Genomic DNA, 23,103 nt, shown 5'->3' with positions numbered 1-23,103 from the left:
ACACTCAACCCATGCCAGGGAGAGACTGATTGGCCGCATCCGATCGCCTGAGCGAACGCGACTTCCGGCGCGTAGCCCGCCTGACCCAGGAACGCACCGGGATCATGCTCAACGAGAGCAAGAAGGAACTGGTGTTCAGCCGGCTCTCGCGGCGGCTGCGCGTGCTCGGTCTCGACGCCTTCGACACCTACCTGGACCGGGTCGAGGGGGGTGACGAGGGCGAACTCGAGGAGTTCATCAATGCGCTGACCACCAACCTGACCGCGTTCTTTCGCGAACCGCATCACTTCGAGATGCTGGGCGGCCCAGTGCTGCAGGAGATCCGACGGCTCAACCCGAACGGCCCGCTGAAGGTCTGGTCGGCGGGGTGCTCCACCGGCGAGGAGCCCTACTCCATCGCCATGACCCTGGCCGAGGCCCTGCCCTCGCCGGATGACGTACGCATCCTGGCCACCGATATCGACTCGCGCGTGGTCGAGCATGCCGACGCCGGGGTCTATGACGCCAAGCGCGTCACCGGCATCCCGCGGGCACGCCAGAAACGCTGGCTGCTGCGCGGCAAGGGGGCCAACGAGGACCGGGTAAAGATCCGCGACGAGCTGCGCGCCATGGTGCACTTCCGCCAACTGAACCTGTTCGATCCGTGGCCGATGAAGGGCCCGCTGGACGTGATCTTCTGCCGCAACACGCTGATCTACTTCGACAAACCGACCCAGAAGCAGCTGGTGGAGCGTTTTGCCACACTGCTACGCCCGGAGGGCTACCTGTTCATCGGCCATTCGGAGTCCCTGTTCCGCGTGACCGAAGACTTCCGGCTGCTGGAACAGACGCTGTACCGGCGGGCCGGCTGATGTCCGCCCTGCCGCAGCTGCACGATGGCGCCTTCGCGCACATCAATCGCTACTGGGATCGGGTGCATGCCTGCCCGGCGGCGAAGCTGCTGCCGGGCGAATGCTATGTCTCGGTCTCGCATTCGGAGCTGATCACCACGGTGCTTGGCTCCTGCGTCTCCGCCTGCGTGTGGTCATCCGAGGCCGGGGTCGGGGGCATGAACCATTTCATGCTGCCGGATGGCGCCCGCGACAGCGGCTGGGGACCGGCCGTCTCCAACGCCACCCGCTACGGTACGCACGCGATGGAGTTCCTGATCAACGAGCTGCTCAAGCTGGGAGCCCGGCGCGAGGATCTGCGCATCAAGATGTTTGGCGGTGGCCGCGTGATGGCCGGAATGAGCGATGTCGGCGCGGGCAACATCGCCTTCATGCGCCGGTTCCTCCGTGACGAGAAACTGGAATTGGTAGCGGAAGACGTAGGCGGGCGCTGGCCGCGCAAGGTCGTGTTCTTTCCCGCCACCGGGCGGGCACGGGTCAAGAAACTCGTGTCCCTGCACAACAACACCCTGCTCGAACGCGAGCAGGACTACCGCCGCCGACTGCAGGACGACCCCCTGCAGGGCGACGTGGAGCTCTTCTAGATGTCTGCCACCTCCAAGCCCATTCGCGTCCTGGTCGTCGACGACTCGGCCCTGATCCGCAAGCTGCTTACGGAAATCCTGTCCCAGGCGCCGGACATCGAGGTCGTGGCTGCCGCAGCCGACCCCTTCGACGCTCGCACCAAGATCAAACAACACGAGCCGGACGTGCTGACCCTGGATGTGGAGATGCCGAAGATGGACGGCATCACCTTCCTGCGCAATCTGATGCGGCTGCGCCCGATGCCGGTCGTGATGGTCTCGTCACTGACCGAGGAAGGGGCCGACGTGACCCTGGAGGCGCTGGAGGTCGGCGCGGTGGATTTTGTCACCAAGCCCAAGGTGGATGTCTCCCACGCCCTGCAGGACTATGCCGACGTGCTGATCGACAAGGTCCGCACGGCGGCGCGCGTCCGCCTGCAGGCGCGCAGCGCCACCCCCGCCCCGGCACCGCAGCGGCTGGCCAGCGCGGGCAGCGGACGTTTCCGAACCACCGACCGGGTCATCGTCCTGGGCGCCTCCACCGGTGGCACCGAGGCCCTGCGCGAGGTCCTGGTCGCCCTGCCACCGGACGCCCCGGGTATCCTCATCACCCAGCACATCCCGGCGGGGTTCAGCCGCGCCTTCGCCGAGCGCATGGACCGCAACACCGCGCTCAGCGTGAAAGAGGCCGAGGACGGCGATATCGTGATGCCGGGGCATGCCTATGTGGCCCCTGGCAGCGACTACCACCTGCGCCTGGCGCGCGACGGCGCCCGCTACATCTGCCGGCTCGACCAGAGCGGCCCGGTAAACCGCCACCGCCCCAGCGTCGACGTGCTGTTCAACTCCGCCGCCGAGCAGGCGGGGGCCAACGTCGTCGCCGCCCTGCTGACCGGCATGGGCGACGATGGCGCCCGCGGTCTGCGAGCGCTGCGCGACGCCGGCGCCCACACCATCGCCCAGAACGAGAACACCAGCCTGGTCTGGGGCATGCCTGGCGAAGCGGTCAAACTGGACGCCGCGGTGCAAGTCCTGCCGCTGGGAGGCATCGCCGCGTCCCTGATCCGTGACCACCGCAACGCCGCCGCATCCGGCCAATAGGAGCAATGTGAATGGACGACCGCATGCAATGGCTCACCCGTGATTCGGCCCAGAAAGCCCTGGCGCTGGTACTGACCGCCCTGCTCCTGCTCGCGGCCATCATCGCCGGCTTCTCCGCCGCCTGGTGGCAGGCACTGGCCGCCGCGATCCTGGCCGGGCTGGCAGCGCTGCTGGCCCTGGGCATCCAGCAGCGCGGGCCGACAACCGCTGACACCGTGTCCGATGAGCGCGCAACCCCGGGCCAGCCCACCGGCGGGAGCGAACTCTCCGACGAGCTGGATCAGGCAATGGACTTCGAACTGGGGCAGCTGTCGGCCGAGATCGGCCGCCAGCGCGGGCTGATCGCCGAGGCGGTGAAGGAACTGGGCACGAGCTTCAACGAGATGCACGAGATCGCCGGACGCCAGACGGAACTGATGACCAGCGATGTCACCGAGGACGGCGACGACGAGGGCATGACCCATGCCGAGGTCATCATCGAGCTGACCCGCAAGTCCGACCAGACCCTGCAGATGTTCATCGACACCCTGGTCCAGATCAGTCGCCAGAGTGTCGAGAGCGCCCACCACATGGAAGACATGAGCCAGCACATGGACGGGGTGTTCAAGCTGCTGGACAGTGCCGGCGCGATCGCCGGGCAGACCAACCTGCTGGCGCTGAACGCCAGCATCGAGGCGGCCCGCGCCGGCGAGGCCGGGCGCGGCTTCTCGGTGGTGGCCGACGAGGTGCGCTCGCTGTCGCAGCGTTCGGCAACCTTCCACGACGACATCCGCAAGCAGATCGACCAGGCCCGCGAGTCGATCAGCAAGGTGCATGGCACGGTGCACGACATGGCGTCGCGCGACATGAGCGAAAGCATGGGTGAAAAGGAGCGCATTACCCACCTGTTCGAATACGCCCGGCGCGCCACCGACGAACTGGACGAGCGCATCCGCGAGGAGGCCGAGTTGAGCGAACGCATGAACCAGGCCGTCGCCCTCGCCGTGCGCTCACTGCAGTTCGAGGACATTGCCCGACAGTCGCTGGGCACCGCCGAAGAGGCGGTTACCCACCTGCAGGAACTGCAGGGTATCCTGCACGAGGCCCGCTCGACCGAAGACGCCCGGGCCATGGCGCAGCGCGTGCGCGAGTGGCGCGACCGGCGCCAGGAGAACTACCACCGCGCGGTGGACCAGCAAAACATGGGCACGGGCGAGGTGGAATTGTTCTGAGCTTTTGCCGTCCTACTCTCCCCTGACGGCTACCTTGTTACGAAACGCCTGTTGGTCATTTTACGGCGGGGCTCAGATCCCGCTTGCCGTGCACCATACGCTGAGGCGACCAGAAAGGGTTGCGTCAGTGTTTCCATTACCGGGCAGCAAGCCCGCCAGAACGCCAGGAACCACACATGAGCATCGAGCAACACGCCTCCGACGATGGCAAGGATGTCCGCATTCGGATCAAGGGTCGGTTCGACTTCGAACAGCACCAGGACTTCCGCGCCGCTTACCGCGCAACCGCCGGGACCGGCGTGCGCTACACCGTGGACCTCTCGCAGACCGAGTACATGGACAGCTCCGCGCTGGGCATGCTGCTCCTGCTGCGCGAGCACGCTGGGGGTGAATTTTCCGATGTCACCATCGCCGGCGCCTCCGAGGGTGTGCGCAAGGTCCTGGATATTGCCAATTTCGGCCGCCTGTTCCGCATCCAGTAACGCGGCATCGTGAACCAGCCGACCGATACCTCAGCCACCTACCCGCCCCCTCCGGATGAAATGATCTCCGGCCAGGGCTTGGTGCTAGTCGCGGACGACGACCCCCACAACCGCCGCCTCCTGCGCATGATGCTGATGGGGGCCGGCTACCGAATCCGCGAGGCCAACGACGGCCTGGCCGCGGTCGAGGCCTGCCGCGAGCAGGTACCGGACCTGGTCCTGATGGACGTAATGATGCCGGAGATGGACGGCTACCAGGCCACGTCCATCATCAAGACCGAGATGGGAGATCACTTCGTGCCGGTGATCTTCCTGACCGCCCTGGATGACGAAAACGCCCTGCTGCGCGGCATCGAATCGGGCGGCGACGACTTCCTCAACAAGCCGCTGAATCTGGCGATCCTCAAGGCCAAGATCCATGCGATGGAGCGCCTGCGCGATCTGCACACGGGGCTGCAAAGCCGCAACGAGGCCCTGCTGCGGGCCCAGGCGCGTCAGGCCTGGGAGGAAGAAACCGCCGAGGGCCTGTTCTCGCGCGCCATCACCCGCCGCAATCGCGGCCTGGATCGGTTGCGGCTCCACCGCTGCGCCGCCTCCACCTTCAGCGGCGACGTGGTGCTCTCCGATTACACCCCCGACGGGGCGTTGCGCGTGCTTGTAGGGGACTTCACCGGCCATGGTCTGACCGCCGCCATCGGCACCTATCCGGTCAGCGAGACCTTCCACACCCTGACCCAGGAGGGCGTGGACGACCAGGAGTTGTTGCACGAACTGAACCACGTCCTGCACGACTTCCTGCCCGCGGCGATGTTCATGGGGGCGGTTCTCGCCACGTTCTCCCCCGACGGGCACCGGGTTCGCCTGTGGAACGGCGGCATGCCCGACGCCTGGCTGTGCAACACGCACCAGGACCGCGTGCGACGCATCCAGTCGCGGGCCATGCCGCTGGGTATCCTCGACCGTCTCGACCTCGATACCGGCGCCCGTTCCTTCGATCTCGACGAGGGCGACTGGCTCACCCTGGTCAGCGACGGGGTGCTGGAGGCAACCGATGTTGCCGGGGTCGCCTTCGGCGAAGACACCGTCTTTCGCCAATGCCGCGCCAGCCATTCCGCTGCCGACGCCTTCGAGCGCATCCGCGAGGCCCTGGACACCCACTGCGGGAACCAGACACCCGCCGACGACATGACCCTGGTGACCATCGACTGCACCCCCACCGTGGTGACCGAGAGTGGCCGCCCGCAAGGCCGCCAGCTGCGGGGCACCCTGCGCTGGTCGCTGGATGCCAGCGACCAGCGCCTGGCGGAAGTCGATCTGGTCGGCGCGGCCCGCACCCAGCTACTCGAATGGCTGCCCAACCTGGGGGGCGGGCACGCCGAGGCACTGCAAACAGTGATCGCCGAGCTTTGCAACAACGCCTTCGAACACGGCGTTCTGCGCCTGGACTCCGACATGAAGGCCACGGTGGAAGGCTTCGAGCAGTACTACCAGCAGCGAGCCGAGGGGCTGCGCGACATTCGCGGCCGGATCGGCGTGTCCCTGCGCTACCGACCGATGGCCACCCAGCACTGCATCCGCATTCGGGTCCGCGACAGCGGGCCGGGCTTTGACCACCAGCATCTCCAGGAAACACTGGAAGGCCGGGGAGACAAGCGGCTGTGGGGCCGCGGGCTGACCCTCGTCCGCCAGCTCTGTGAAGACGTTCGCTACCACGGCAGTGGCAACCTGGTGGAGGCGGATTACCGCTGGGATGTCGCCCCGGGCGTGACGGACAAGAAGAGGGCATCCGCATGACCTACGCCCTGGAGTCCGTGCGCAGTCCAGCACCGATCAATTTGGTCAACGCCCTGGGCGAGGCGGTCCTTTTCGTGGCAACGGATGGCCACGTGCGTTACGCAAACCCCGCGGCGGAGCGCCTTTTCGGTGCTACCGCCTGCAGCCTGGACGGATGCGATCTGACCACCCGGATCACCCCCCGCGACTCGGCCTTCGATCTGATTGCACGGCTACGCGAATCGACCCTGGCCGATGGTCTGATCCCCCGCCGCGACCCGGTGGAGATCCTCTGCGAGGATGGACAGACGCGGTCCGCCCTGCTGGACATCGGAAGCTGCCAGCACCCGCATGAAAACGTGCAGTTCGTGGTGCTGCGCGAGCCGCATACGGACCAGCCCTACGACACGCCGGAACAGGTCGAACACCTGCGCGAGGCCATCGACCTGCTGACCCGCCAGGTGCAAGAACGCATGCGCGCCGAGCAGGCCCTGCAGGATAGTCACCGACGCCTGCTGGCCGCCCAGCGCGTGGCCCGTATTGGGCATTGGGATCTGGACTTGGTAACCGACGAACTCCAGCTTTCCCCGGAAGCCAGCGTGCTGTTCGGGCATGACGACCGCCCCCGCTCCATGACCCGCGAGGCGCTGATCGAAGCGACCCACCCGGATGACCGCGCAGCCCTGTCCTTCGCCCTCCTGCGTCTGGCCAACGGCGAAACCCCGCGCTTCTCCATCCGCCACCGCCTGCTACTGCCGAACGGCGAAGAACGCTACATGCTGGCCGAGGGTGAACGCGCCGGGGACACCCCCGGCCGCATCCTCGGGATCCACCAGGACCTGACCGACCGCGAGAAGACCGAACAGGCGCTGTTCAAGCTGGTCAACTTCGACGCCCTGACCGGCCTGCCCAACCGCACGGGTTTGCGCACCCGTCTGCGGGCGGCCCTGGAAGACGCCGAACGACAGGGTGAATCGCTGGCGGTGCTGCTGCTCGACATCGACCGGTTCACCTCGATCAACAGCACCCTGGGACACGACGCCGGGGATGCGCTGCTGCGCGCCTTCGCCCAGCGGCTGCAAAACCTGCTGCGCCCGCGCGACACCCTGGCCCGCCTGGCCGCCGACGAGTTCGCCGTGGTCCTTACGGAAATCGACAATCTCGAGCAGGCGAAAGAACGTGCCAACGCCATCCTGCAACACTGTTCGGAACCGTTTGCCGTGAGCGGCGGCCAGCATGTAGCCACCAGCAGTATCGGCGTCAGCCTGTTTCCTCAGGATGCCCATGGCAAGGACGACCTGTTGCGGCATGCCACCGGCGCCCTGCACGAGGCCAAGAACCTCGGGGGCCACACCTACCGCTTTTATACCCAGGAGCTGAACAGCCTGGCGCGCGAACAACTGGAGCTGGAGCAAGCGCTACGCGCCGCGATCCGCCAGCAAGAATTCGAGCTCCACTATCAGCCGCAGACCGGGCTCAATCGCGGCGACACCGTCGGCGTCGAGGCTCTGATCCGCTGGCATCACCCCGAGCGCGGCATGGTATCGCCGGGCGACTTCATCCCGCTGGCGGAGAAGACCGGGCTGATCGTGCCCATCGGCGACTGGGTCCTGCGCACCGCCACCCGGCAACTGGCGGAATGGGATCGCCTGGGCCTGCCACCGCTGCGCCTGGCCATCAACCTGTCCGCCCGGCAGTTCGCCGACCCCGAACTGCCCGAGCGCATCCTGGAAACCCTGCAGGCGGCCGGGCTCGCCCCCGAGCGCCTGGAGGTGGAGATCACCGAGAGCGTACTGGTCGAGGATATCGACGCGGCGGCCGCGATGCTCCAGCGTCTGGTGCACCTGGGCGTCTCGGTGGCGATCGACGACTTCGGCACCGGGCAGTCGTCCCTGCGCTACCTGCGGCGGCTGCCGCTGACCACGCTGAAGATCGACCGTGAATTCACCTGGGGTATCGGCAACGACCCGGACGACGAGGCGATCACGCGGGCGATCATCGGCCTGGCCAAGACCCTGAAGTTGCGGGTCCTGGCCGAGGGCGTGGAGACCGAACAGCAGCACGCCTTCCTGCGCGAGATGGGCTGTGACGAGGTCCAGGGCTTCCTCCTCGGCCGCCCGATGCCCGCCACCCAGCTCGAACACGAATGGCAGAAACGCGCGCGCACGCCGGGGTAAGGGCCGTTTTGCTCACCACCGAGCACCCGGAGAAAACCGAGGATGGCCTTGAAGCGAGCAGGATGCTGATGAGCGCAGCGAATCGCATCGATCCCACGGGGCAACCCGCCCCCGATGCCTTTCGCATAGCTCAACGCATCCGACCGCTGCACGCCGCGAATCCGCCTGAAGGCCTTGTGGTGTCCTCTGTGCCCTCTAGTGAAAACGCTTTTCACCTGACCCTTCTGCGTGTCTTCGTGGGCTTCGTGGTAGACAATCCCTCCATCGGCAAAACCAAGGAGAAAGAGCATGCAGGACGGCAGTTTCGGTTCGGCACTCGTCACCGGTAACTCCAGCGGTCTGGGCCTGGGCCTCACCCGGGCGCTGCTGGAACGCGGCGCGAAGGTCTACGGCATGAGCCGGCGCGGCTGCCCCGAGGCCGGGGTGAGCGGCGACGAAAAAGTGGATCTGGGCGATTTCAACGCCACCGGGGCCGCAATGGAGCGGCTGCTGGGCGGCGTGGACCGCGTTGATCTGGTGGTGCTAAACGCCGGGCTACTGGGCCACATGCAGCGCATGCAGGACGCGCCGATGGACGAGTTGCGCCTGCTGATGGACGTGAACACCTTCGCCAACAAGGTCATCCTCGACGCGCTGCTGAAGCAGCGCGTGGCCGTCGGCCAGATCATCGCGATCTCCTCCGGCGCATCGGTCTCCGGGCATGCCGGCTGGAGCGGCTATTCGCTGTCCAAGGCCGCGCTGAACATGATGATGCAGCTCTACGCGCACGAGTTCCCCGAAGAGACCGCCATCAACGCCTTCGCCCCGGGCCTGGTCGACACCGCGATGCAGGACTACCTGTGCGACGAGGCCGACCGCGAGAGCTTCCCGGTGCTCCAGCGCCTGAAGGCGGCGCGCGGCACCCCGGACATGCCCGACCCGGAAAACGCCGCGCGCGCCATCCTGGATGCCCTGCCGCGCCTGCGCCACACGACCCGCGGCAGCTTCGTCGACATCCGCCAACTCTGACGCCCGTTTCGGTTTCGCACGCAGAAAACTGCGGTGGAAACGCTCTTGACGCTGCCCTTCTTCGCGGCCTCGCGCGGTTGGGGCGCGGACCGCGACCCAACCCGGAAAATCGGCTTCGCAGCGCCAAAAAAGGTTCATGAAGGTGCGTTGGATTTTGCCTGGGATGGCGCGTATAGTCGGGAGCGTGATTCGTGGTTGAGCGACAACACTAGGAAGTTTCTAGTTTCTGAACCAGTGCTCCCGTTGATCTGTTGGCAGCATGCCGCGAACACATTTGTTAGTTACATGAAGAGGTTACAAGTTGTGAATACTGGTGTTGTGAAGTGGTTCAACGAGAGCAAGGGTTTTGGTTTCATTACCCCCGATGATGGCGGCAAGGACGTGTTCGTCCATTTTTCCGCGATCAGCGGTTCGGGTTTCAAGACCCTGGCCGAAGGCCAGAAGGTCTCCTTTGAAATCCAGGAAACCGCCAAGGGCCTGGCCGCCGGCGAAGTGACCGCCATCTAAGGCGCCACTCCCAAGGCTGACGGCTCCTTCGTTGGACCGTCCGAAAAGGCCGCCTCCGGGCGGCCTTTTTCGTGTCCGGCGTTCTGCATTCACTACCAAACGACCCCCTATCCCCTCTGTGCCCTCTGTGTGCGATCGCTCTTGACTTGGAAGTAACGGGTAGGATGCGTTGAACGCAGTGAAACGCATCGGGGTCGGGCCGTCCCCGGATCGATGCGATTCGCTACGCTCATCAGCATCCTACCCACCACCCAACGCCCCCCCTAACCCCTGCGTCCTCTGCGACCTCTGTGGTGCAATCGCTCTTGAGCGTGCGCTTCGTGGTGGATGCAGAAGTTCATCGAGAATGATTCAAGTACACTGCGGGGCTTTCCCGAAGGCTGCTCCCGCACGCGATGAACCGCCTGTTTCGCTCCACCGCCGTCGTCAGTGGCATGACCATGATCTCCCGGATCATGGGCTATCTGCGCGACATGGTGCTGGCGGTCACCTTCGGTGCCGGACCGGCCACCGACGCCTTTTTCGTCGCCTTCCGCATCCCGAATTTTCTGCGCCGACTGTTCGCCGAGGGCGCCTTCAACCAGGCCTTCGTTCCGGTATTCGCGGAGTTCCGCGAGAAGCGCGGGCGCGAGGCCCTGCGTGATTTGCTGGATCACACCGCCGGCACCCTGATGACGGTGGTCACCGTCGTGACCCTGATCGGGATCCTGGCAGCGCCGGCACTGATCTGGGTGTTCGCCCCGGGGCTGGGCACCCAGGAGGCCGGGCGCCAGGACCTCGCCGCAGCCATGCTGCGGATCACCTTCCCCTACCTGCTGTTCATCTCGCTGACCGCGATGGCGGCCGGCATTCTCAACAGCATCGGGCGCTTTGCGGTGCCGGCCTTCACCCCGGTCTTCCTGAACCTGTCGATGATCGTCGCCGCGCTGTGGCTGGCGCCGATGTTCGACGAGCCGGTGGTGGCCCTGGCCTGGGGGGTGTTTATCGCCGGGGCCTTGCAACTGGCCTTCCAGATCCCCTTTCTGTGGCGCGCGGGGCTACTGCCGCGCCCGCGCTTTGGACGCGCCCACGAGGGGGTGCGCCGGATCGTGAAGCTGATGCTGCCGGCGATCCTCGGGACCTCGGTGGTACAGATCAACCTGCTGGTGGACACCCTGATCGCGTCGTTCCTGGTGGCCGGATCGATCTCCTGGCTGTACTTCGGCGACCGCTTCGTGGAGCTGCCGCTGGCCCTGTTCGGGATCGCGATCGGCACGGTGATCCTTCCGCGCCTGGCGCGGCAGTACAACCTGGCCGACCCGGCCGCCTTCGGTCGCACCCTGGACTGGGCCCTGCGCCTGGCGATGCTGGTCGCGCTGCCGTCAATGGTCGGCCTGGTCGTGCTCGCAGTGCCGATCCTGGCCACGCTGATCCAGTATCAGGCCTTCACCCAGTTCGATACCTACATGACCGCGATGGCCCTGGCGGCCTATGCCCTGGGCCTGCCCGGCTTCATCCTGATCAAGGTGCTGGCGCCTGGCTTCTTCGCTCGCCAGGACACCAAGACCCCGGTGAAGATTGCGATCATCGCCATGCTCTGGAACATGGTGCTGAACGGCGCCTTTGTGCTGCCGTGGTATCTCTCCGGCACACCCGGAGCGCACGCCGGACTGGCGCTGGCCACCTCGGCATCGGCCTATATCAACGCCGGGTTGCTCTACCGCGGGCTGATCCGCGAGGGCATCTACCAGCCAGGACCGGGTTTGCGCTCGTTACGCCTGGGGCTGCCCCTGGGGCTCGCCGCGATGATCGGGGTGCTGATCTGGCTCTCGCCGGAGTTCGGCCAGTGGACCGAGTGGCCCGTCGACACCCGCCTGCTGGCGCTCACCGGCCTGATCCTGGCCGGCACCGCCACACTCGCCGCCACGTTGTGGCTGACCGGCGTGCGCCCGCACCACTTGCTGCTGCGCGAAGGCACCGATCAATGATGCCGGCGAAGGCCCCGGCGGGTTATACTTTCGGTTTTGCGCGGGATCGGGGCGATGCGGCTGATTCGCGGCCTGGGGCCGGCCGACAGCAAGGCGTTCGAGGCAGCCGGCATGCATGGCGCGGTGGTGACCATTGGCAACTTTGATGGTCTGCATCGTGGTCATCAGGCTGTTCTGGGACGGCTACTCGAGGCGGCGCAGGATCGCCAGGCGCCGGCGCTCCTGATGACCTTCGAGCCGTTGCCACGCGAGTACTTCGCCGCACGCTCCCAGGCCCCCGCGCCACCCGGCCGCCTGCAGCGGCTGCGCGATCGCCTGGTGACGCTGGGCGACAGCGCCCTCGGCGCAGCCTGGGTCCTGCGTTTCGACGCGCAGCTGGCGGGGCTTTCGGCCACGGCCTTCATGGAGGAGGTCCTGCATCGCCGTCTGGGCGCCCGCCATGTGCTGGTGGGCGACGACTTCCGTTTCGGACGCGGACGCGAGGGCGATCGGTCGGCCCTGCAGACGGCCGGCAAACGGCTTGGCTTCACCGTCGAATCCACCCCGACGGTGCGTGACGCCGAGGGGCGCATCAGCAGCACGCGGGTGCGCGCCGCCGCCGTCGCCGGCGACTTCGCCCGCGTGGCGGAACTCCTGGGGCGGCCCTACCGGCTGCACGGCCGGGTCGCACACGGCGACAAGCGCGGGCGCACCATCGGCTTTCCCACCGCGAACCTGCGCCTGGGGCCATGGCCGCTGGCACTGCGCGGGGTGTACTCCGGCTGGCTGCGCCGGGCCTCCGGCGAGGCCCTGCCCGCCGTCGCCAACATCGGCTGGCGTCCGACGGTGGGTGGTACCGAACAACGTCTGGAGGCCCACATACTCGAGGGCCAACCCGACCTGTACGGCGAGGCCGTCTGTTTTGAACCCGTCGCGCAGGTGCGCGGCGAGCAACGCTTCGAGGGCCTGGAGGCGCTGCGCGCGCAGATCGCGCGTGACGTCGAAACCGCCCGCACGCAACTCTCCGCACACGACTGAAACCGGCCCGCAGGGCCGATCCGGAACTCGCTAATGGCACGCAAACCGGCACCGCCGAACCCCTACAAGGACACCCTCAACCTGCCCGAGACGGCCTTCCCCATGCGCGCCGGCCTGGCGACGCGGGAGCCGGAGTGGCTGGAGGCCTGGAAAGCCGAGGACCGCTACCAGCGGCTGCGCGAATACTGCGCCGGGCGGCCGCGCTTCGTGCTGGCCGACGGCCCTCCGTATGCGAACGGCTCGATCCACGTCGGCCACGCGGTCAACAAGATCCTCAAGGACGTGATCGTGAAGAGCCGCACGCTGGCCGGCTTCGACGCCCCCTACGTGCCGGGCTGGGACTGCCACGGCCTGCCGATCGAGCTGAAGGTGGAACAAAAGCTGGGCAAGGCCGGGCGCGACGTGGACGCCGCGACCTTCCGCAAGGCCTGTCGCGAATACGCCCAGGAGCAGGTGGACGGCCAGAGCGCGGACTTCCAGCGTCTGGGCGTACTGGGTGACTGGGACAACCCCTACCTGACCATGAACTACCAGGTGGAGGCGGACACCGTCCGGGCGCTGGGCACCATCTTCAAACGTGGCCACGTGCAGATGGGCGAGAAGCCGGTGCACTGGTGCGTGGACTGCGGCTCGGCCCTGGCCGAGGCCGAGGTCGAGTACGAGGACAAGTTCTCGCAGGCGATCGACGTGCGCTTCCGCGTGGTCGACGACATCGACTTCCTGCGCCGCTTCGACGGCATCGACGGCTCGCGCGGCCCAATCAGCGTGGTGATCTGGACCACCACCCCATGGACCCTGCCGGCCAACCAGGCGGTCGCCCTGCACCCGGAACTGAACTACGCCCTGGTGGAGCTGGAACACGAGCGCATCCTGCTGGCGGAGGACCTGGTCGAGGACTGCCTGGCGCGCTACTCCCTGGGCGAAGGCCACATCGTGGCACGCACCAAGGGTCAGGCACTGGAAGGCCTGATGCTGCGCCACCCGTTCCTGGAGCGCGACGTGCCGCTGATCCTCGGCGATCACGTGACCACCGAGACCGGTACCGGCGCGGTGCATACCGCCCCCGGCCACGGCCAGGAGGACTATGCGGTCGGGCTGCAGTACAGCCTGCCGGTGGAAAACCCGGTGGGCCCGGATGGCCGCTTCCTGCCCGACACCCCGCACTTCGCCGGCGAGAACGTGCACCAGGCCAACGGCCACGTGATCGACGTGCTGAAGGAGCACGCCGCGCTGATCGTGGCGGTAAAGTTCGAGCACAGCTATCCGCATTGCTGGCGCCACAAGACCCCGATCATCTTCCGCGCGACGCCGCAGTGGTTCATCAGCATGGACCGCGCCGAGCTGCGCGCCGATGCCCTGAAGGCCATCGCCGACACGGAGTGGATGCCGAGCTGGGGCCAGGCCCGGATCCACGGGATGGTGGTCAACCGCCCGGACTGGTGCATCTCGCGCCAGCGCAACTGGGGCGTGCCGATCCCGTTCTTCGTGCACAAGGAAACCAACCGCCTGCATCCGCATACCGCGGAGCTGATCGAGACCATCGCACAGCGCATCGAGCGCGACGGTATCGAGGCCTGGTTCCAGCTGGATCCGCAGGAATTGCTGGGCGAGAAGGCCGACGACTACGTGAAGCTCAACGACACGCTGGACGTCTGGTTCGACTCCGGCGTGCTGCACTCCACGGTCGTGGAGAAACGCCCGGAACTGGGCGAGCTGCCGGTGGACCTGTTCCTGGAGGGCTCGGACCAGCACCGCGGCTGGTTCCAGTCCAGCCTGCTGACCAGCGTGGCCATGCGTGGCGAGGCGCCCTACAAGGCGGTGCTGACCCACGGCTTCACGGTGGACGAGAAGGGCGAGAAGATGTCCAAGTCGCGCGGCAACGTGGTCGCGCCACAAGAGGTGGTCTCCACCCTGGGGGCGGACATCCTGCGCCTGTGGGTCGCGGCGACCGACTTCTCCGGCGAGATGGCGATCTCCAAGGACATCCTCGACCGCACCGCCGATGCCTATCGCCGCATCCGCAACACGACGCGCTTCCTGCTGGGCAACCTGAACGGCTTCGAGCCGGCCGAATACGCCCTGCCGCTGGAGGATCTACTGCCACTGGATCGCTGGATCGTCGCCCGCGCACTGCAGGTACAGGGCCAGGTCACGCAGGCCTACGACGGCTACCAGTTCCACCAGATCTACCAGCGGGTACACAACTTCTGCTCGGTGGAGCTGGGCAGTTTCTACCTGGACGTGATCAAGGATCGTCAGTACACCACCCAGGCAGACTCGCACGCCCGCCGCTCGGCACAGACCGCGCTATATCACGTGGCCGAGGCCCTGACCCGCTGGGTGGCCCCGATCCTGACCTTCACCGCCGAGGAGATCTGGGAACTGCTGCCCGGCGAGCGTCCGGACAGCGTGCTGTTCGCCACCTGGTACGAGGGGCTGGCGCCCCTGCCGGAAGACGCCACGTTCTCCGATGGCGACTGGGACCGCATCCTGGAGGTGCGCACCCATGTCGCCCGCGCCCTGGAACTGGCGCGCAACGAGCAGGGCATCGGCGCCTCGCTGAATGCCGAGATCGACCTGCACCTGCCGGCCGACTCGACCGCCCGCAGCCTGCTGGAACGCCTCGGAGACGAATTGCGCTTCGTGCTGATCACCTCCGAGGCCCGCCTCGCCGAAGGCGCCGCACCGGAAGCTGCGCATGCCGCGGAACTCGGCGACGGGACGCCGCTGGGCGTGGCGGTGCACAAGAGCGAACAGCCCAAGTGCGCCCGCTGCTGGCACCGCCGCCCGGACGTCGGTCAACACACCCAGCATCCGGAACTGTGCGGGCGCTGCGTCAGTAACGTGGACGGCCCGGGCGAGACCCGGCGTTTCGCTTGATGGGCTTGCGGGGGTCCGGCCTCGGCCCGGGGCTGCTGATCGCGGTGGCCATCGTGCTGGCCGACCAGGTCACCAAGGTCTGGGCGGAGCATGCGCTGACGCTGTTCGCGCCGGTCGAGGTCACGAGCTTCTTTAATCTGTCGCTGGTGTACAACCCGGGTGCGGCCTTCAGCTTCCTGGCCGGGGCCGGGGACTGGGGCCGCTGGCTGCTGACCGGCATTGCCGTGGTGATCGGGCTTCTGATCCTCGTCTGGCTGGCCCGCCTGCCACGCCAGGCCTGGTGGTCGGTGACCGCCCTGGGCCTGGTGCTGGGCGGCGCCATCGGCAACCTGATCGACCGCGTGCGCTACGGCGCGGTGGTGGATTTTCTGGACTTTCACTGGGCGGGCTATCACTGGCCGGCCTTCAACGTGGCGGACATGGCCATTGTTGTGGGGGCGATCACGCTGATCGTCGCCACCTTCATCGAGGGCGATCGCAGCCACTCGGGCAACACAGACTAGTCGGGAGCACACATGACCACGGCCACCAAGGGCGCGCACATCGAGATGCACTACCGCCTGATCCTGGAAAACGGCTTTGTCGTGGACGGGACGGGCGAAGAACCCATCACCCTGGAGATCGGTTCCGGCGAAATCCTGCCCGGGCTGGAGGATCTGCTGGTCGGTCTGATCGCGGGCGACCACCGGGAATTTGCGATCGAGGCCGGCGTCATGTTCCCGTTTCGGGACCAGGCGGCGGTACAGCAGATGCCGCGCTCGCAGTTCCCGGCCGACCTGCCGCTGGAAGTGGACTACATCTACGAGTTCAACAGCCCGGCCGGCGATGCCGTACCCGGCCGCATCGAAGCGGTGGAGGACGCCACCGTGACGGTGGATTTCAACCACCCGCTGGCGGGGCAGAACTTCACCTTCGAGGTGGATGTGCTATCGGTAAGTGAACCGCAATAGGTCGCAGGAGAGTCTCCTATGAGCATGCAGGCCCAGCTCGCCAATCCGCGCGGTTTCTGCGCCGGGGTGGAACGCGCCATCGAGATCGTGGAACGCGCCCTGAAGATCTACGGCGCGCCGCTGTACGTCCGCCATGAAGTGGTGCACAACCGGCACGTGGTCGGGCGCCTGACGGATGCCGGCGTGCGCTTCGTCGACGAGCTGGACGAGGTCCCCGACGGCCAGGTGGTGATCTTTTCCGCCCACGGCGTGCCCAAGCGTGTGCAGCAGGAGGCCGAACAACGCGGCCTGACGGTGTTCGACGCCACCTGCCCGCTGGTCACCAAGGTGCATCTGGAGGTAGCGCGCTATGCCCGCGAGGGCCGCGAGGTGGTGCTGATCGGCCACGCCGGGCACCCCGAGGTCGAAGGCACTCTGGGCCAGTTCGATGATTCCCGGGGCGGGAGCATGATGCTGGTCGAGACCATCGCGGACGTCGAGAACCTGGAGGTCGCGAATCCGGACCGTCTGGCCTTCGTGTCGCAGACCACGCTGTCGATGGACGACACGGCCGGGATCATCGACGCCCTCACCGCGCGCTTCCCGAAGATCGAAGGCCCGCGCAAGATGGACATCTGCTACGCCACCCAGAACCGCCAGGACGCGGTGAAGGACCTGGCGAAGCAATGCGACCTGCTACTGGTGGTCGGGTCGAAGAACAGCTCGAACTCAAACCGCCTGAGCGAGATCGGCGCACGCATGGGCGTGGAGTCCTATCTGGTGGACGGCGCAGCCGACATCGACCCGGCCTGGCTCGAGGGCAAGAGCCGCATTGGCGTCACCGCCGGCGCCTCGGCCCCGGAGGTCCTGGTCAACGAGGTGCTCGACTTCCTGCGCGGACACGGCGTCGACGCCGTGTCCGAACTCGCCGGCCGCGAAGAGACCATCACCTTCTCCATCCCCACCGGCCTGCGCCGCGAATCTGCCTGACCCGCCCCGTCCTTCCCTGCGCCGATTTGTTCACCACGAAGCGCACAAAGAGATGAAGAGGGCAAGGCGAATGAACCACAGAGGTCACGGAGATAACCGGGGATGGCTTTGTGGCAGGCAGGAAGCTGATGAGCGCCGCGAATCGCATCGATCCTTTTGAAAGGCCCAAACCCGATGCGTAGCAGAATCTTGTCATCCCGGCCGTAGCGCAGTGGAGAGCCGGGATCTTCCAAGGCTGCCACCGACGCATCGCCAACCCCGGGAGATCCCGGATAACCGCTGCGCGGTTTCCGGGATGACTTCGCTTGGGGCGATGCCCTCTGTGGTAAAAATGCCCATGACCTGCTCCGCGCCTTTGCGCGCTTCGTGGTGAAACCCGCCCTGGACCTTATTCGGGATACTTAAACGACATGGATGATCGACCCCGTTTTCGGCTGAGTATCCGCTGCCCCGATCAGCACGGAATCGTCGCGCGTATTGCCAACGCAATCGCAAATACCGATGGCTGGATCACCGAGGCGGCCCAGCACACCGATGCCGAGGCCGGCTGGTTCTTCATGCGCTGGGTGTTCTCATTGCCCGTGGACGCCGAGCCCGCCCTGCGTGAACGGCTGGATGAACTGGCCCGCGATCTTGGCATGGACTGGTGGCTGGCGGGGGCCGACACCCGCCCGCGCGTGGTGCTGATGGTCTCGCGCGAACCGCACTGTCTCAGCGACTTGCTGGCCCGCTGGAGCAACGGCGAACTGCCGATGGAGATCCCGGCGATCCTTTCCAACCACCGCGACCTGGCACCGCTGGCGGATTGCTACGGCATCCCGTTCGAGCACATCCCCGTGCCGCGCGAGGATCGCGAGGCCGCCTTTGCCACCCTGCAGGCGCGCCTCGCCGAGCTGGCGCCCGATGCCATCGTGCTGGCGCGCTACATGCAGATCCTGCCGCCCACGCTCTGCGACGAATACCCCGAGCGCATCCTCAACATCCACCACAGCTTCCTGCCGTCGTTCGTCGGTGCCCGCCCCTACCACCAGGCCTTTGCCCGCGGCGTGAAGCTGATCGGCGCCACCTGCCACTACGTCACCGAGGACCTCGACGCCGGCCCGATCATCGAGCAGGACGTCACCCGCATCCGCCACGACGACGGCGTGCAGGACCTGATCCGCAAGGGCCGCGACGTCGAACGCTGGGTCCTCGCCCGCGGCCTGCGCTACCACCTCGAGGGCCGCGTCCTCACTCACGGCAACAAGACCATCGTCTTCAACTGACGGGGTGTCGACGCGGCGTTAAAGCGCCCACTGGCCATGACCCCCTTCGCCTAACGCATCACCACCACGGCCGGAACCGCCTGACCTAGACTCGAACCATCGACTGGCGGGGATGGCCCATGGACAGCACGACGAGCAAGCGATCCGCCCTCTTCTCCCGGGGCTTTTCGGCAGACACCTGGCAGCGCGCGAGGAAGACGCTGAAGGTGCTGGCCACGGCGAGCCTTCTGGCCCTGCTGGTTACCCAGCGCCCGGCTGCCGCCGACGGGCTGCCGGACACGATCGAGCGCATCAAGCCCTCGGTAGTCAGTATCGCGACCCACCAGCCGTCGCGCAGCCCGCGAGCCAATTACCTCGCAACCGGATTTGCGGTCGGCGACGGGCGCCTCATCGTTACGAATCACCATGTGATCCCGGAATCACTGGATCATGCAAACCGCGAGCAACTCGTGGTAGTCAGCGGCGAAGGTCGCGACACCTCCATCCACAGCGCGGAGCTTGTGGCCCATTCGGCGAACGACGACCTGGCCCTGTTGCGGATCGCCGGCCCTCCACTGCCCCCCTTGCGACTGGGATCGTCGGACGCCGTACGCGCGGGCGAGCAGCTGGCTTTCACTGGCTACCCGATCGGCATGATCCTGGGCATCTACCCCGCGACCCATCGTGCCAACGTGGCCGCACGCACCCCCATGGCGATCACCGCCCGCCGCTCGAGAGAACTGAGCGAGGCTCACATCCGGCAACTGCGCGCCGGCGCGCCGATGGTGTTTCAGCTGGATGCCACCGCCTACCCCGGTAACAGCGGCAGCCCCCTCTACCGCATCGACAGTGGCGAAGTCGTCGGCGTAATCAACCAGGTCTTCGTCCAGGGCGGGCGCGAGGCCGCAGTAAGCCGGCCCAGCGGCATCAGTTATGCGGTCCCCGCCGACCGGATCCGCCCGCTGCTGGCCGGCTACCAGGAGTAGGCTGATCCGCATCCCCTCCCCTCACGGCAAGTCCGAGCCGGACAAAGGCACACCCATGGCGGCCTCATCGTCCGATAGTCGATGCGTTTACCGCCAGATCCACATCGATGTGGCCCGCAACGCCACGGACGACTTCAACCCGTTCCATGACGGCGACAAGTGGACGCGCATCCGCGGCAATCCGTTTGGCGGACCGATCGTGCTGGGCTTTCAGCTGGAGTGTCTGGCAGAGGCCCTGGTGACCCGGATGCGGATCGCCGAGGGCGATGCCGGAAGCACCTCGCAACTCCGGTTCCGCAACTACCAATTCACGTTCGCCGGCGCCCTGCGCGTCGACGAGCCGTTCACCACCGTGGTCAAGCCCACCCTCCGGGGCACGGATGCGTCGGGACAGCCACAGGTATCCAATCGCATCGCGATGCGCAAAGGCAGCGGACTGGTGCTGCTCGGCCATGTACGCGACTCCCTGACACCCCAGGCGTTGCCTGGCGAGTCATTGCCGCTGCCCGCGGATGTCCGACTCGAGCAGCTCGAGGATCGCTGCGTGCTCGCGGACAACGGGTGGTTCCACAAGCGCAAGTTCATGTCCAACAGCAATGCCAAGAACCTGTTGTCGGGGTCACTCGTGCGCCAGGCGGACTACTTCGACGAGCTCGAAGATCGCATCAACTTTCCGGACATGTTTCCCGCCGCGCTGATCTCCTGCGCCCTGCTCGAAAAGGCCGATGCAGACGGCCACGATTTCTACCGCGACCCCATGGTCTACACCGCGCACCACATCAGCGTGGACCAGCGGCTGGCACGCGCCCTGCGCAGCGCCGACGCCCTGCACATCCTGGTGAGCCCCGCGGAGCAAGTGGAAACCGCCGGGCGCGGCCTGGCGGGCTCCGGCATGGCACAACTACGCTATCGGTGCATGGGGCTGGTGGCAGGCCCGCGCATCCTGTTCCGCGGCGAACTGTTTCTCGCACCCCTGATGGCCCTTTCCGAAGCCATGGTTTCCGGCCCCGCAGCCCCCTGAGCCCTGGGGAAACACTGATCAGGGCTCGGCCTGGTTCCTGTTGCCCTTGCGATGGTCCTTGGCCGCCTTGCGCAGCAGGTGCGGAACCAGCAAGTGCAAGGGCATGCGCAGATAGTGCGAGCGTACATACAACAACCAGCGGGCGGTGCCGGACAACCGGCCGTCGCAACTCCAGTGATGCGGTTTCAGGCCGCGCCGGAACAGGCCGTCCATCAGCGCCAGAAGAGGAGGCGCCGGACGCGCCGCGGCCAACGCGCGGAACGCCGAATCGGGGACGGGGGTCTGCAGGAACTCGCGACCATAGCGCAACGCATAGTAGAGCGGGCGTGCCAGATCCATCTCGAAGGCGCGCGCCGTCAGGTGTTCCCAGAAGTCCGAATCCTCCGCCACAAAATGACGCAGTAGCGCATCCATATCCGCCAGGTCCCGCAGGCCGTTCTCCAGTTCGCCATCGTGAAACAGATGCGTCGCACTGTGCAGGACCATGTCGGCCGGCCCCGGAACGTACATTCCGGGAAAGCCATCCAGCGGCAGCGCGGCCGCCCACAGGAGTTCCGGATCGGGATGCAACCGCGCGGTTGGCGGCAGGATGGTGTGATGCACATCCAGCACGCTCTTGCGCCGCATGTGCGTGAGCGGAGGCAGCTCGTGCATCCACTGGCGATAGTAGGTCTGGTCGTAGGTGTCGTAGCCCTCGCAGACCCACCCCTGAACGAACAGGTGCTGTTCCGCCGACTGGATCTGCGCCTGAGGGACCAGGATGTCGACATCGGAGAACTGGCGCCCCGGCGCACTGGGCAACCCGGCCATCACGTAGGCCGCGCCTTTCAGGAGCATCACCGGGATCGCCTCCGGGGCCAGGGCCTCGTGAATCCGTGCCACCTCCCAGCGAACCATGGCGTGCTGACGATCCGCCAGGACCCGCGCGACGTGCAGGTGTCGCCGGGGCGCCGGAGGCACATCCGGCAATGCCCCGGCATCCTTGATCAAGGCATGCAACCGCCCCTCGAGAGAGGCCACTCGCGCCACCCGGACCAGCCAATCCCAATCCGCCAGCGAAAGACTACGGGAGGCTGCCGGCTCGGCGAGGACCGCGAGCAGTTGCTCCAGCGCAGGGCGCGTCATGCGCCCGCCCCGGCCAGATCGTTCAGCAACCCCAGGGAGGCATCCAGGTCCGCGTACTCCAGATTCAGGCAGGCGCTTTGCTCGATCAGATCGGCCGCTGCCTCGAAACCCGCTCCGCCCACCACGCTGTAATTGAAGGACGAGCCGACCAGCTTCAGCAATGCCTCGGCCCGCTCCAGCGGCTGCAGCCGGTCGCGCCCTCCGGCCGCAAAGCGCGGGAAGACCAGCCAAGCCGGCCCGGCCTGCTGGTGCATCCGTTCAATGCTCGAATCCGGTGGCTTAAGATGTGCCACGGTCCCCTTGCTGGTGTCGTGGGAGGCGGGACCGATGATCGCCTGCGGATAGCGTTCGCGGATCAGGTCAATGGCGGCATTCTTCAGGCTGACCGGACGCGGCAGCGCGACCAGCTTGCCGGTCGCCAGCGACAGCAGGGCGAATTCGTCCGACAACAACCGCCAGCCCGACAGGGTCAGGGCCGCGGTCAGCGTGCTTTTTCCCGCCCCGGGCTCGCCCGGCATCACCAGCGCCCGGCCGTCGCGCTCCAGCACCGCCGCGTGGATCATCAGGAAGTCATGGGCGTGCTGGGCAATGCACCAGTTCAGCCCCCACTCGAACAGCGGATAGGCATGCGCCAGCGGCAAGGGGCGGAAGGGCGAGCGGCCATCCAGAAAGAAACGCGCCTGCGGACGCCAAACCGAGCGCAGGCCGGGGGAGCCCGCAAGGGTGACGTGGAAGTCGGCGAAGGGGGCACTGGCGGCCGGCAAGAGTTGCCGGTCGTAGAACAGGGCCACGGAGCGCTCGACCCGGTCCAGCCGCGAACGCAAGCGGACCACGAAGGGCCCCACCTGGATGGCAAGGCCGGCGTCCCGCAACCCCGCCCTCAGGGCTTCATGGGCAATCACGCGTCCCGCGACTCCGGGGAGACACGGATCAGATCATGCTGCCGCAACTGGCTCAAGCCGGCCTGCATCGCATCCACCAGATCCCCTTCCGTGGCGTCATATCGCTGTTCAAGGTACTCGAACAGGGTGGCCGGCGTCATCGGTCCCTCTTGCAGGGCCTGGAAGATGTCGATCAGAGGGGGCTGCAGCACGTGCGTCTCGCCACAGCGCTGGTCATAGACCACCACCGATTCACCCCATGCCCGCACGTGAGCGGCAGGCAGCGGGATCAAGGCAAGGGATTCTTCAGAAACGGACAAGGGGGCCTCGTGTACCGACCGGCCCAGGAGC

At 66.7% G+C, this 23,103-nt stretch carries 22 protein-coding genes; 19 read left to right on the top strand and 3 right to left on the bottom strand.

The genetic code is table 11. The annotated features are described in order from the left end of the window. Positions 1–29 precede the first annotated feature (29 nt). The 19 genes from TVD_RS00625 (at position 30) to TVD_RS00535 (ending at position 20,746) form a co-directional block, all read left to right on the top strand. On the top strand, positions 30–851 hold the full coding sequence (locus TVD_RS00625) for a CheR family methyltransferase (RefSeq protein ID WP_019627608.1): 822 nt from the start codon (positions 30–32) through the stop codon (positions 849–851). Continuing rightward, a complete protein-coding gene (gene cheD / locus TVD_RS00620; RefSeq protein ID WP_047250532.1) occupies positions 851–1,474 on the top strand; it encodes a chemoreceptor glutamine deamidase CheD in 624 nt (207 codons plus the stop codon). The genes TVD_RS00625 and cheD overlap by 1 nt, the downstream gene beginning before the upstream one ends. Beyond that, on the top strand, positions 1,475–2,554 hold the full coding sequence (locus TVD_RS00615; protein WP_047250531.1) for a protein-glutamate methylesterase/protein-glutamine glutaminase: 1,080 nt from the start codon (positions 1,475–1,477) through the stop codon (positions 2,552–2,554). 11 nt (positions 2,555–2,565) lie between these two features. Then, the gene (locus TVD_RS00610; protein ID WP_047250530.1) at positions 2,566–3,765 is read left to right on the top strand and encodes a methyl-accepting chemotaxis protein; all 1,200 of its coding nucleotides are present in this window, start codon (positions 2,566–2,568) and stop codon (positions 3,763–3,765) included. Positions 3,766–3,941: 176 nt separating this feature from the next. Beyond that, positions 3,942–4,247, top strand: a complete 306-nt coding sequence (locus TVD_RS00605; RefSeq protein ID WP_019563018.1) for an STAS domain-containing protein — start codon at positions 3,942–3,944, stop codon at positions 4,245–4,247. A gap of 60 nt (positions 4,248–4,307) precedes the next feature. Next, positions 4,308–6,041 (top strand): ATP-binding SpoIIE family protein phosphatase, encoded by a 1,734-nt coding sequence (locus tag TVD_RS00600; RefSeq protein ID WP_156167560.1) that lies wholly within the window; start codon positions 4,308–4,310, stop codon positions 6,039–6,041. Then, complete coding sequence (locus TVD_RS00595) at positions 6,038–8,197, top strand: putative bifunctional diguanylate cyclase/phosphodiesterase (protein WP_047250528.1); 2,160 nt, start codon at positions 6,038–6,040, stop codon at positions 8,195–8,197. The genes TVD_RS00600 and TVD_RS00595 overlap by 4 nt, the downstream gene beginning before the upstream one ends. Next, positions 8,167–8,526, top strand: coding sequence for a hypothetical protein (locus tag TVD_RS14650; RefSeq protein WP_167540804.1), 360 nt, complete (start codon positions 8,167–8,169; stop codon positions 8,524–8,526). Before TVD_RS00595 ends, TVD_RS14650 begins: the two co-directional genes overlap by 31 nt. Continuing rightward, complete coding sequence (locus TVD_RS00590; RefSeq protein ID WP_018650621.1) at positions 8,486–9,205, top strand: SDR family NAD(P)-dependent oxidoreductase; 720 nt, start codon at positions 8,486–8,488, stop codon at positions 9,203–9,205. Before TVD_RS14650 ends, TVD_RS00590 begins: the two co-directional genes overlap by 41 nt. A gap of 303 nt (positions 9,206–9,508) precedes the next feature. Then, the gene (locus tag TVD_RS00585) at positions 9,509–9,712 is read left to right on the top strand and encodes a cold-shock protein (protein WP_026182047.1); all 204 of its coding nucleotides are present in this window, start codon (positions 9,509–9,511) and stop codon (positions 9,710–9,712) included. 395 nt (positions 9,713–10,107) lie between these two features. After that, a complete protein-coding gene (murJ, locus tag TVD_RS00580) occupies positions 10,108–11,679 on the top strand; it encodes a murein biosynthesis integral membrane protein MurJ (protein WP_018169266.1) in 1,572 nt (523 codons plus the stop codon). A 54-nt stretch (positions 11,680–11,733) separates the two neighbouring features. Next, positions 11,734–12,696 (top strand): bifunctional riboflavin kinase/FAD synthetase, encoded by a 963-nt coding sequence (gene ribF, locus TVD_RS00575; RefSeq protein ID WP_047250527.1) that lies wholly within the window; start codon positions 11,734–11,736, stop codon positions 12,694–12,696. Between the two features lie 33 nt (positions 12,697–12,729). Then, positions 12,730–15,576, top strand: coding sequence for an isoleucine--tRNA ligase (gene ileS / locus TVD_RS00570; RefSeq protein ID WP_047250526.1), 2,847 nt, complete (start codon positions 12,730–12,732; stop codon positions 15,574–15,576). Continuing rightward, positions 15,576–16,079 carry a signal peptidase II gene (lspA, locus tag TVD_RS00565; RefSeq protein ID WP_018169269.1) on the top strand — a complete coding sequence of 168 codons (504 nt, stop codon included), beginning with the start codon at positions 15,576–15,578 and terminating at the stop codon, positions 16,077–16,079. The genes ileS and lspA overlap by 1 nt, the downstream gene beginning before the upstream one ends. 12 nt (positions 16,080–16,091) lie before the next feature. Further along, positions 16,092–16,526, top strand: a complete 435-nt coding sequence (locus TVD_RS00560; protein ID WP_018938361.1) for an FKBP-type peptidyl-prolyl cis-trans isomerase — start codon at positions 16,092–16,094, stop codon at positions 16,524–16,526. A gap of 18 nt (positions 16,527–16,544) precedes the next feature. Then, a complete protein-coding gene (gene ispH / locus TVD_RS00555; protein ID WP_047250525.1) occupies positions 16,545–17,495 on the top strand; it encodes a 4-hydroxy-3-methylbut-2-enyl diphosphate reductase in 951 nt (316 codons plus the stop codon). 410 nt (positions 17,496–17,905) lie between these two features. Further along, positions 17,906–18,760 (top strand): formyltetrahydrofolate deformylase, encoded by an 855-nt coding sequence (gene purU / locus TVD_RS00550; RefSeq protein ID WP_019563025.1) that lies wholly within the window; start codon positions 17,906–17,908, stop codon positions 18,758–18,760. Between the two features lie 119 nt (positions 18,761–18,879). Beyond that, positions 18,880–19,725, top strand: a complete 846-nt coding sequence (locus TVD_RS00540; RefSeq protein ID WP_019568593.1) for a S1C family serine protease — start codon at positions 18,880–18,882, stop codon at positions 19,723–19,725. Positions 19,726–19,780: 55 nt separating this feature from the next. Next, positions 19,781–20,746, top strand: coding sequence for a hotdog family protein (locus tag TVD_RS00535; protein WP_019571923.1), 966 nt, complete (start codon positions 19,781–19,783; stop codon positions 20,744–20,746). A gap of 18 nt (positions 20,747–20,764) precedes the next feature. Here TVD_RS00535 and TVD_RS00530 read toward each other — a convergent pair whose 3' ends face one another. From TVD_RS00530 to TVD_RS00520, 3 genes are read right to left on the bottom strand one after another with little or no spacing between them, the layout of a single operon-like run. Continuing rightward, positions 20,765–21,871, bottom strand: a complete 1,107-nt coding sequence (locus TVD_RS00530; RefSeq protein WP_047250523.1) for a nucleotidyltransferase domain-containing protein — start codon at positions 21,869–21,871, stop codon at positions 20,765–20,767. Then, entirely contained in the window at positions 21,868–22,773 is a 906-nt protein-coding gene (locus tag TVD_RS00525) for an HprK-related kinase A (protein ID WP_047250522.1), read from the bottom strand. The genes TVD_RS00530 and TVD_RS00525 overlap by 4 nt, the downstream gene beginning before the upstream one ends. After that, positions 22,770–23,072 carry an HPr-rel-A system PqqD family peptide chaperone gene (locus TVD_RS00520; protein ID WP_019594959.1) on the bottom strand — a complete coding sequence of 101 codons (303 nt, stop codon included), beginning with the start codon at positions 23,070–23,072 and terminating at the stop codon, positions 22,770–22,772. The genes TVD_RS00525 and TVD_RS00520 overlap by 4 nt, the downstream gene beginning before the upstream one ends. Positions 23,073–23,103 lie beyond the last annotated feature (31 nt).

Source organism: Thioalkalivibrio versutus (assembly GCF_001020955.1).
Classification (GTDB): domain Bacteria; phylum Pseudomonadota; class Gammaproteobacteria; order Ectothiorhodospirales; family Ectothiorhodospiraceae; genus Thioalkalivibrio; species Thioalkalivibrio versutus.
The sequence above is the reverse complement of the archived record's forward strand: the minus strand, read 5'-3'. Positions and strand labels throughout refer to the sequence as shown.

Coding starts and splice junctions, on each gene's coding strand:
- TVD_RS00590 (WP_018650621.1), top strand. CDS start 8,486: ATGCAGGACGGCAGTTTCGGTTCGGCACTCGTCACCGGTAACTCCAGC.
- ileS (WP_047250526.1), top strand. CDS start 12,730: ATGGCACGCAAACCGGCACCGCCGAACCCCTACAAGGACACCCTCAAC.
- TVD_RS00595 (WP_047250528.1), top strand. CDS start 6,038: ATGACCTACGCCCTGGAGTCCGTGCGCAGTCCAGCACCGATCAATTTG.
- TVD_RS00535 (WP_019571923.1), top strand. CDS start 19,781: ATGGCGGCCTCATCGTCCGATAGTCGATGCGTTTACCGCCAGATCCAC.
- TVD_RS00560 (WP_018938361.1), top strand. CDS start 16,092: ATGACCACGGCCACCAAGGGCGCGCACATCGAGATGCACTACCGCCTG.
- TVD_RS00605 (WP_019563018.1), top strand. CDS start 3,942: ATGAGCATCGAGCAACACGCCTCCGACGATGGCAAGGATGTCCGCATT.
- TVD_RS14650 (WP_167540804.1), top strand. CDS start 8,167: ATGGCAGAAACGCGCGCGCACGCCGGGGTAAGGGCCGTTTTGCTCACC.
- murJ (WP_018169266.1), top strand. CDS start 10,108: ATGAACCGCCTGTTTCGCTCCACCGCCGTCGTCAGTGGCATGACCATG.
- TVD_RS00615 (WP_047250531.1), top strand. CDS start 1,475: ATGTCTGCCACCTCCAAGCCCATTCGCGTCCTGGTCGTCGACGACTCG.
- lspA (WP_018169269.1), top strand. CDS start 15,576: ATGGGCTTGCGGGGGTCCGGCCTCGGCCCGGGGCTGCTGATCGCGGTG.
- TVD_RS00540 (WP_019568593.1), top strand. CDS start 18,880: ATGGACAGCACGACGAGCAAGCGATCCGCCCTCTTCTCCCGGGGCTTT.
- TVD_RS00610 (WP_047250530.1), top strand. CDS start 2,566: ATGGACGACCGCATGCAATGGCTCACCCGTGATTCGGCCCAGAAAGCC.
- ispH (WP_047250525.1), top strand. CDS start 16,545: ATGAGCATGCAGGCCCAGCTCGCCAATCCGCGCGGTTTCTGCGCCGGG.
- cheD (WP_047250532.1), top strand. CDS start 851: ATGTCCGCCCTGCCGCAGCTGCACGATGGCGCCTTCGCGCACATCAAT.
- ribF (WP_047250527.1), top strand. CDS start 11,734: ATGCGGCTGATTCGCGGCCTGGGGCCGGCCGACAGCAAGGCGTTCGAG.
- purU (WP_019563025.1), top strand. CDS start 17,906: ATGGATGATCGACCCCGTTTTCGGCTGAGTATCCGCTGCCCCGATCAG.
- TVD_RS00600 (WP_156167560.1), top strand. CDS start 4,308: ATGATCTCCGGCCAGGGCTTGGTGCTAGTCGCGGACGACGACCCCCAC.
- TVD_RS00530 (WP_047250523.1), bottom strand. CDS start 21,871: ATGACGCGCCCTGCGCTGGAGCAACTGCTCGCGGTCCTCGCCGAGCCG.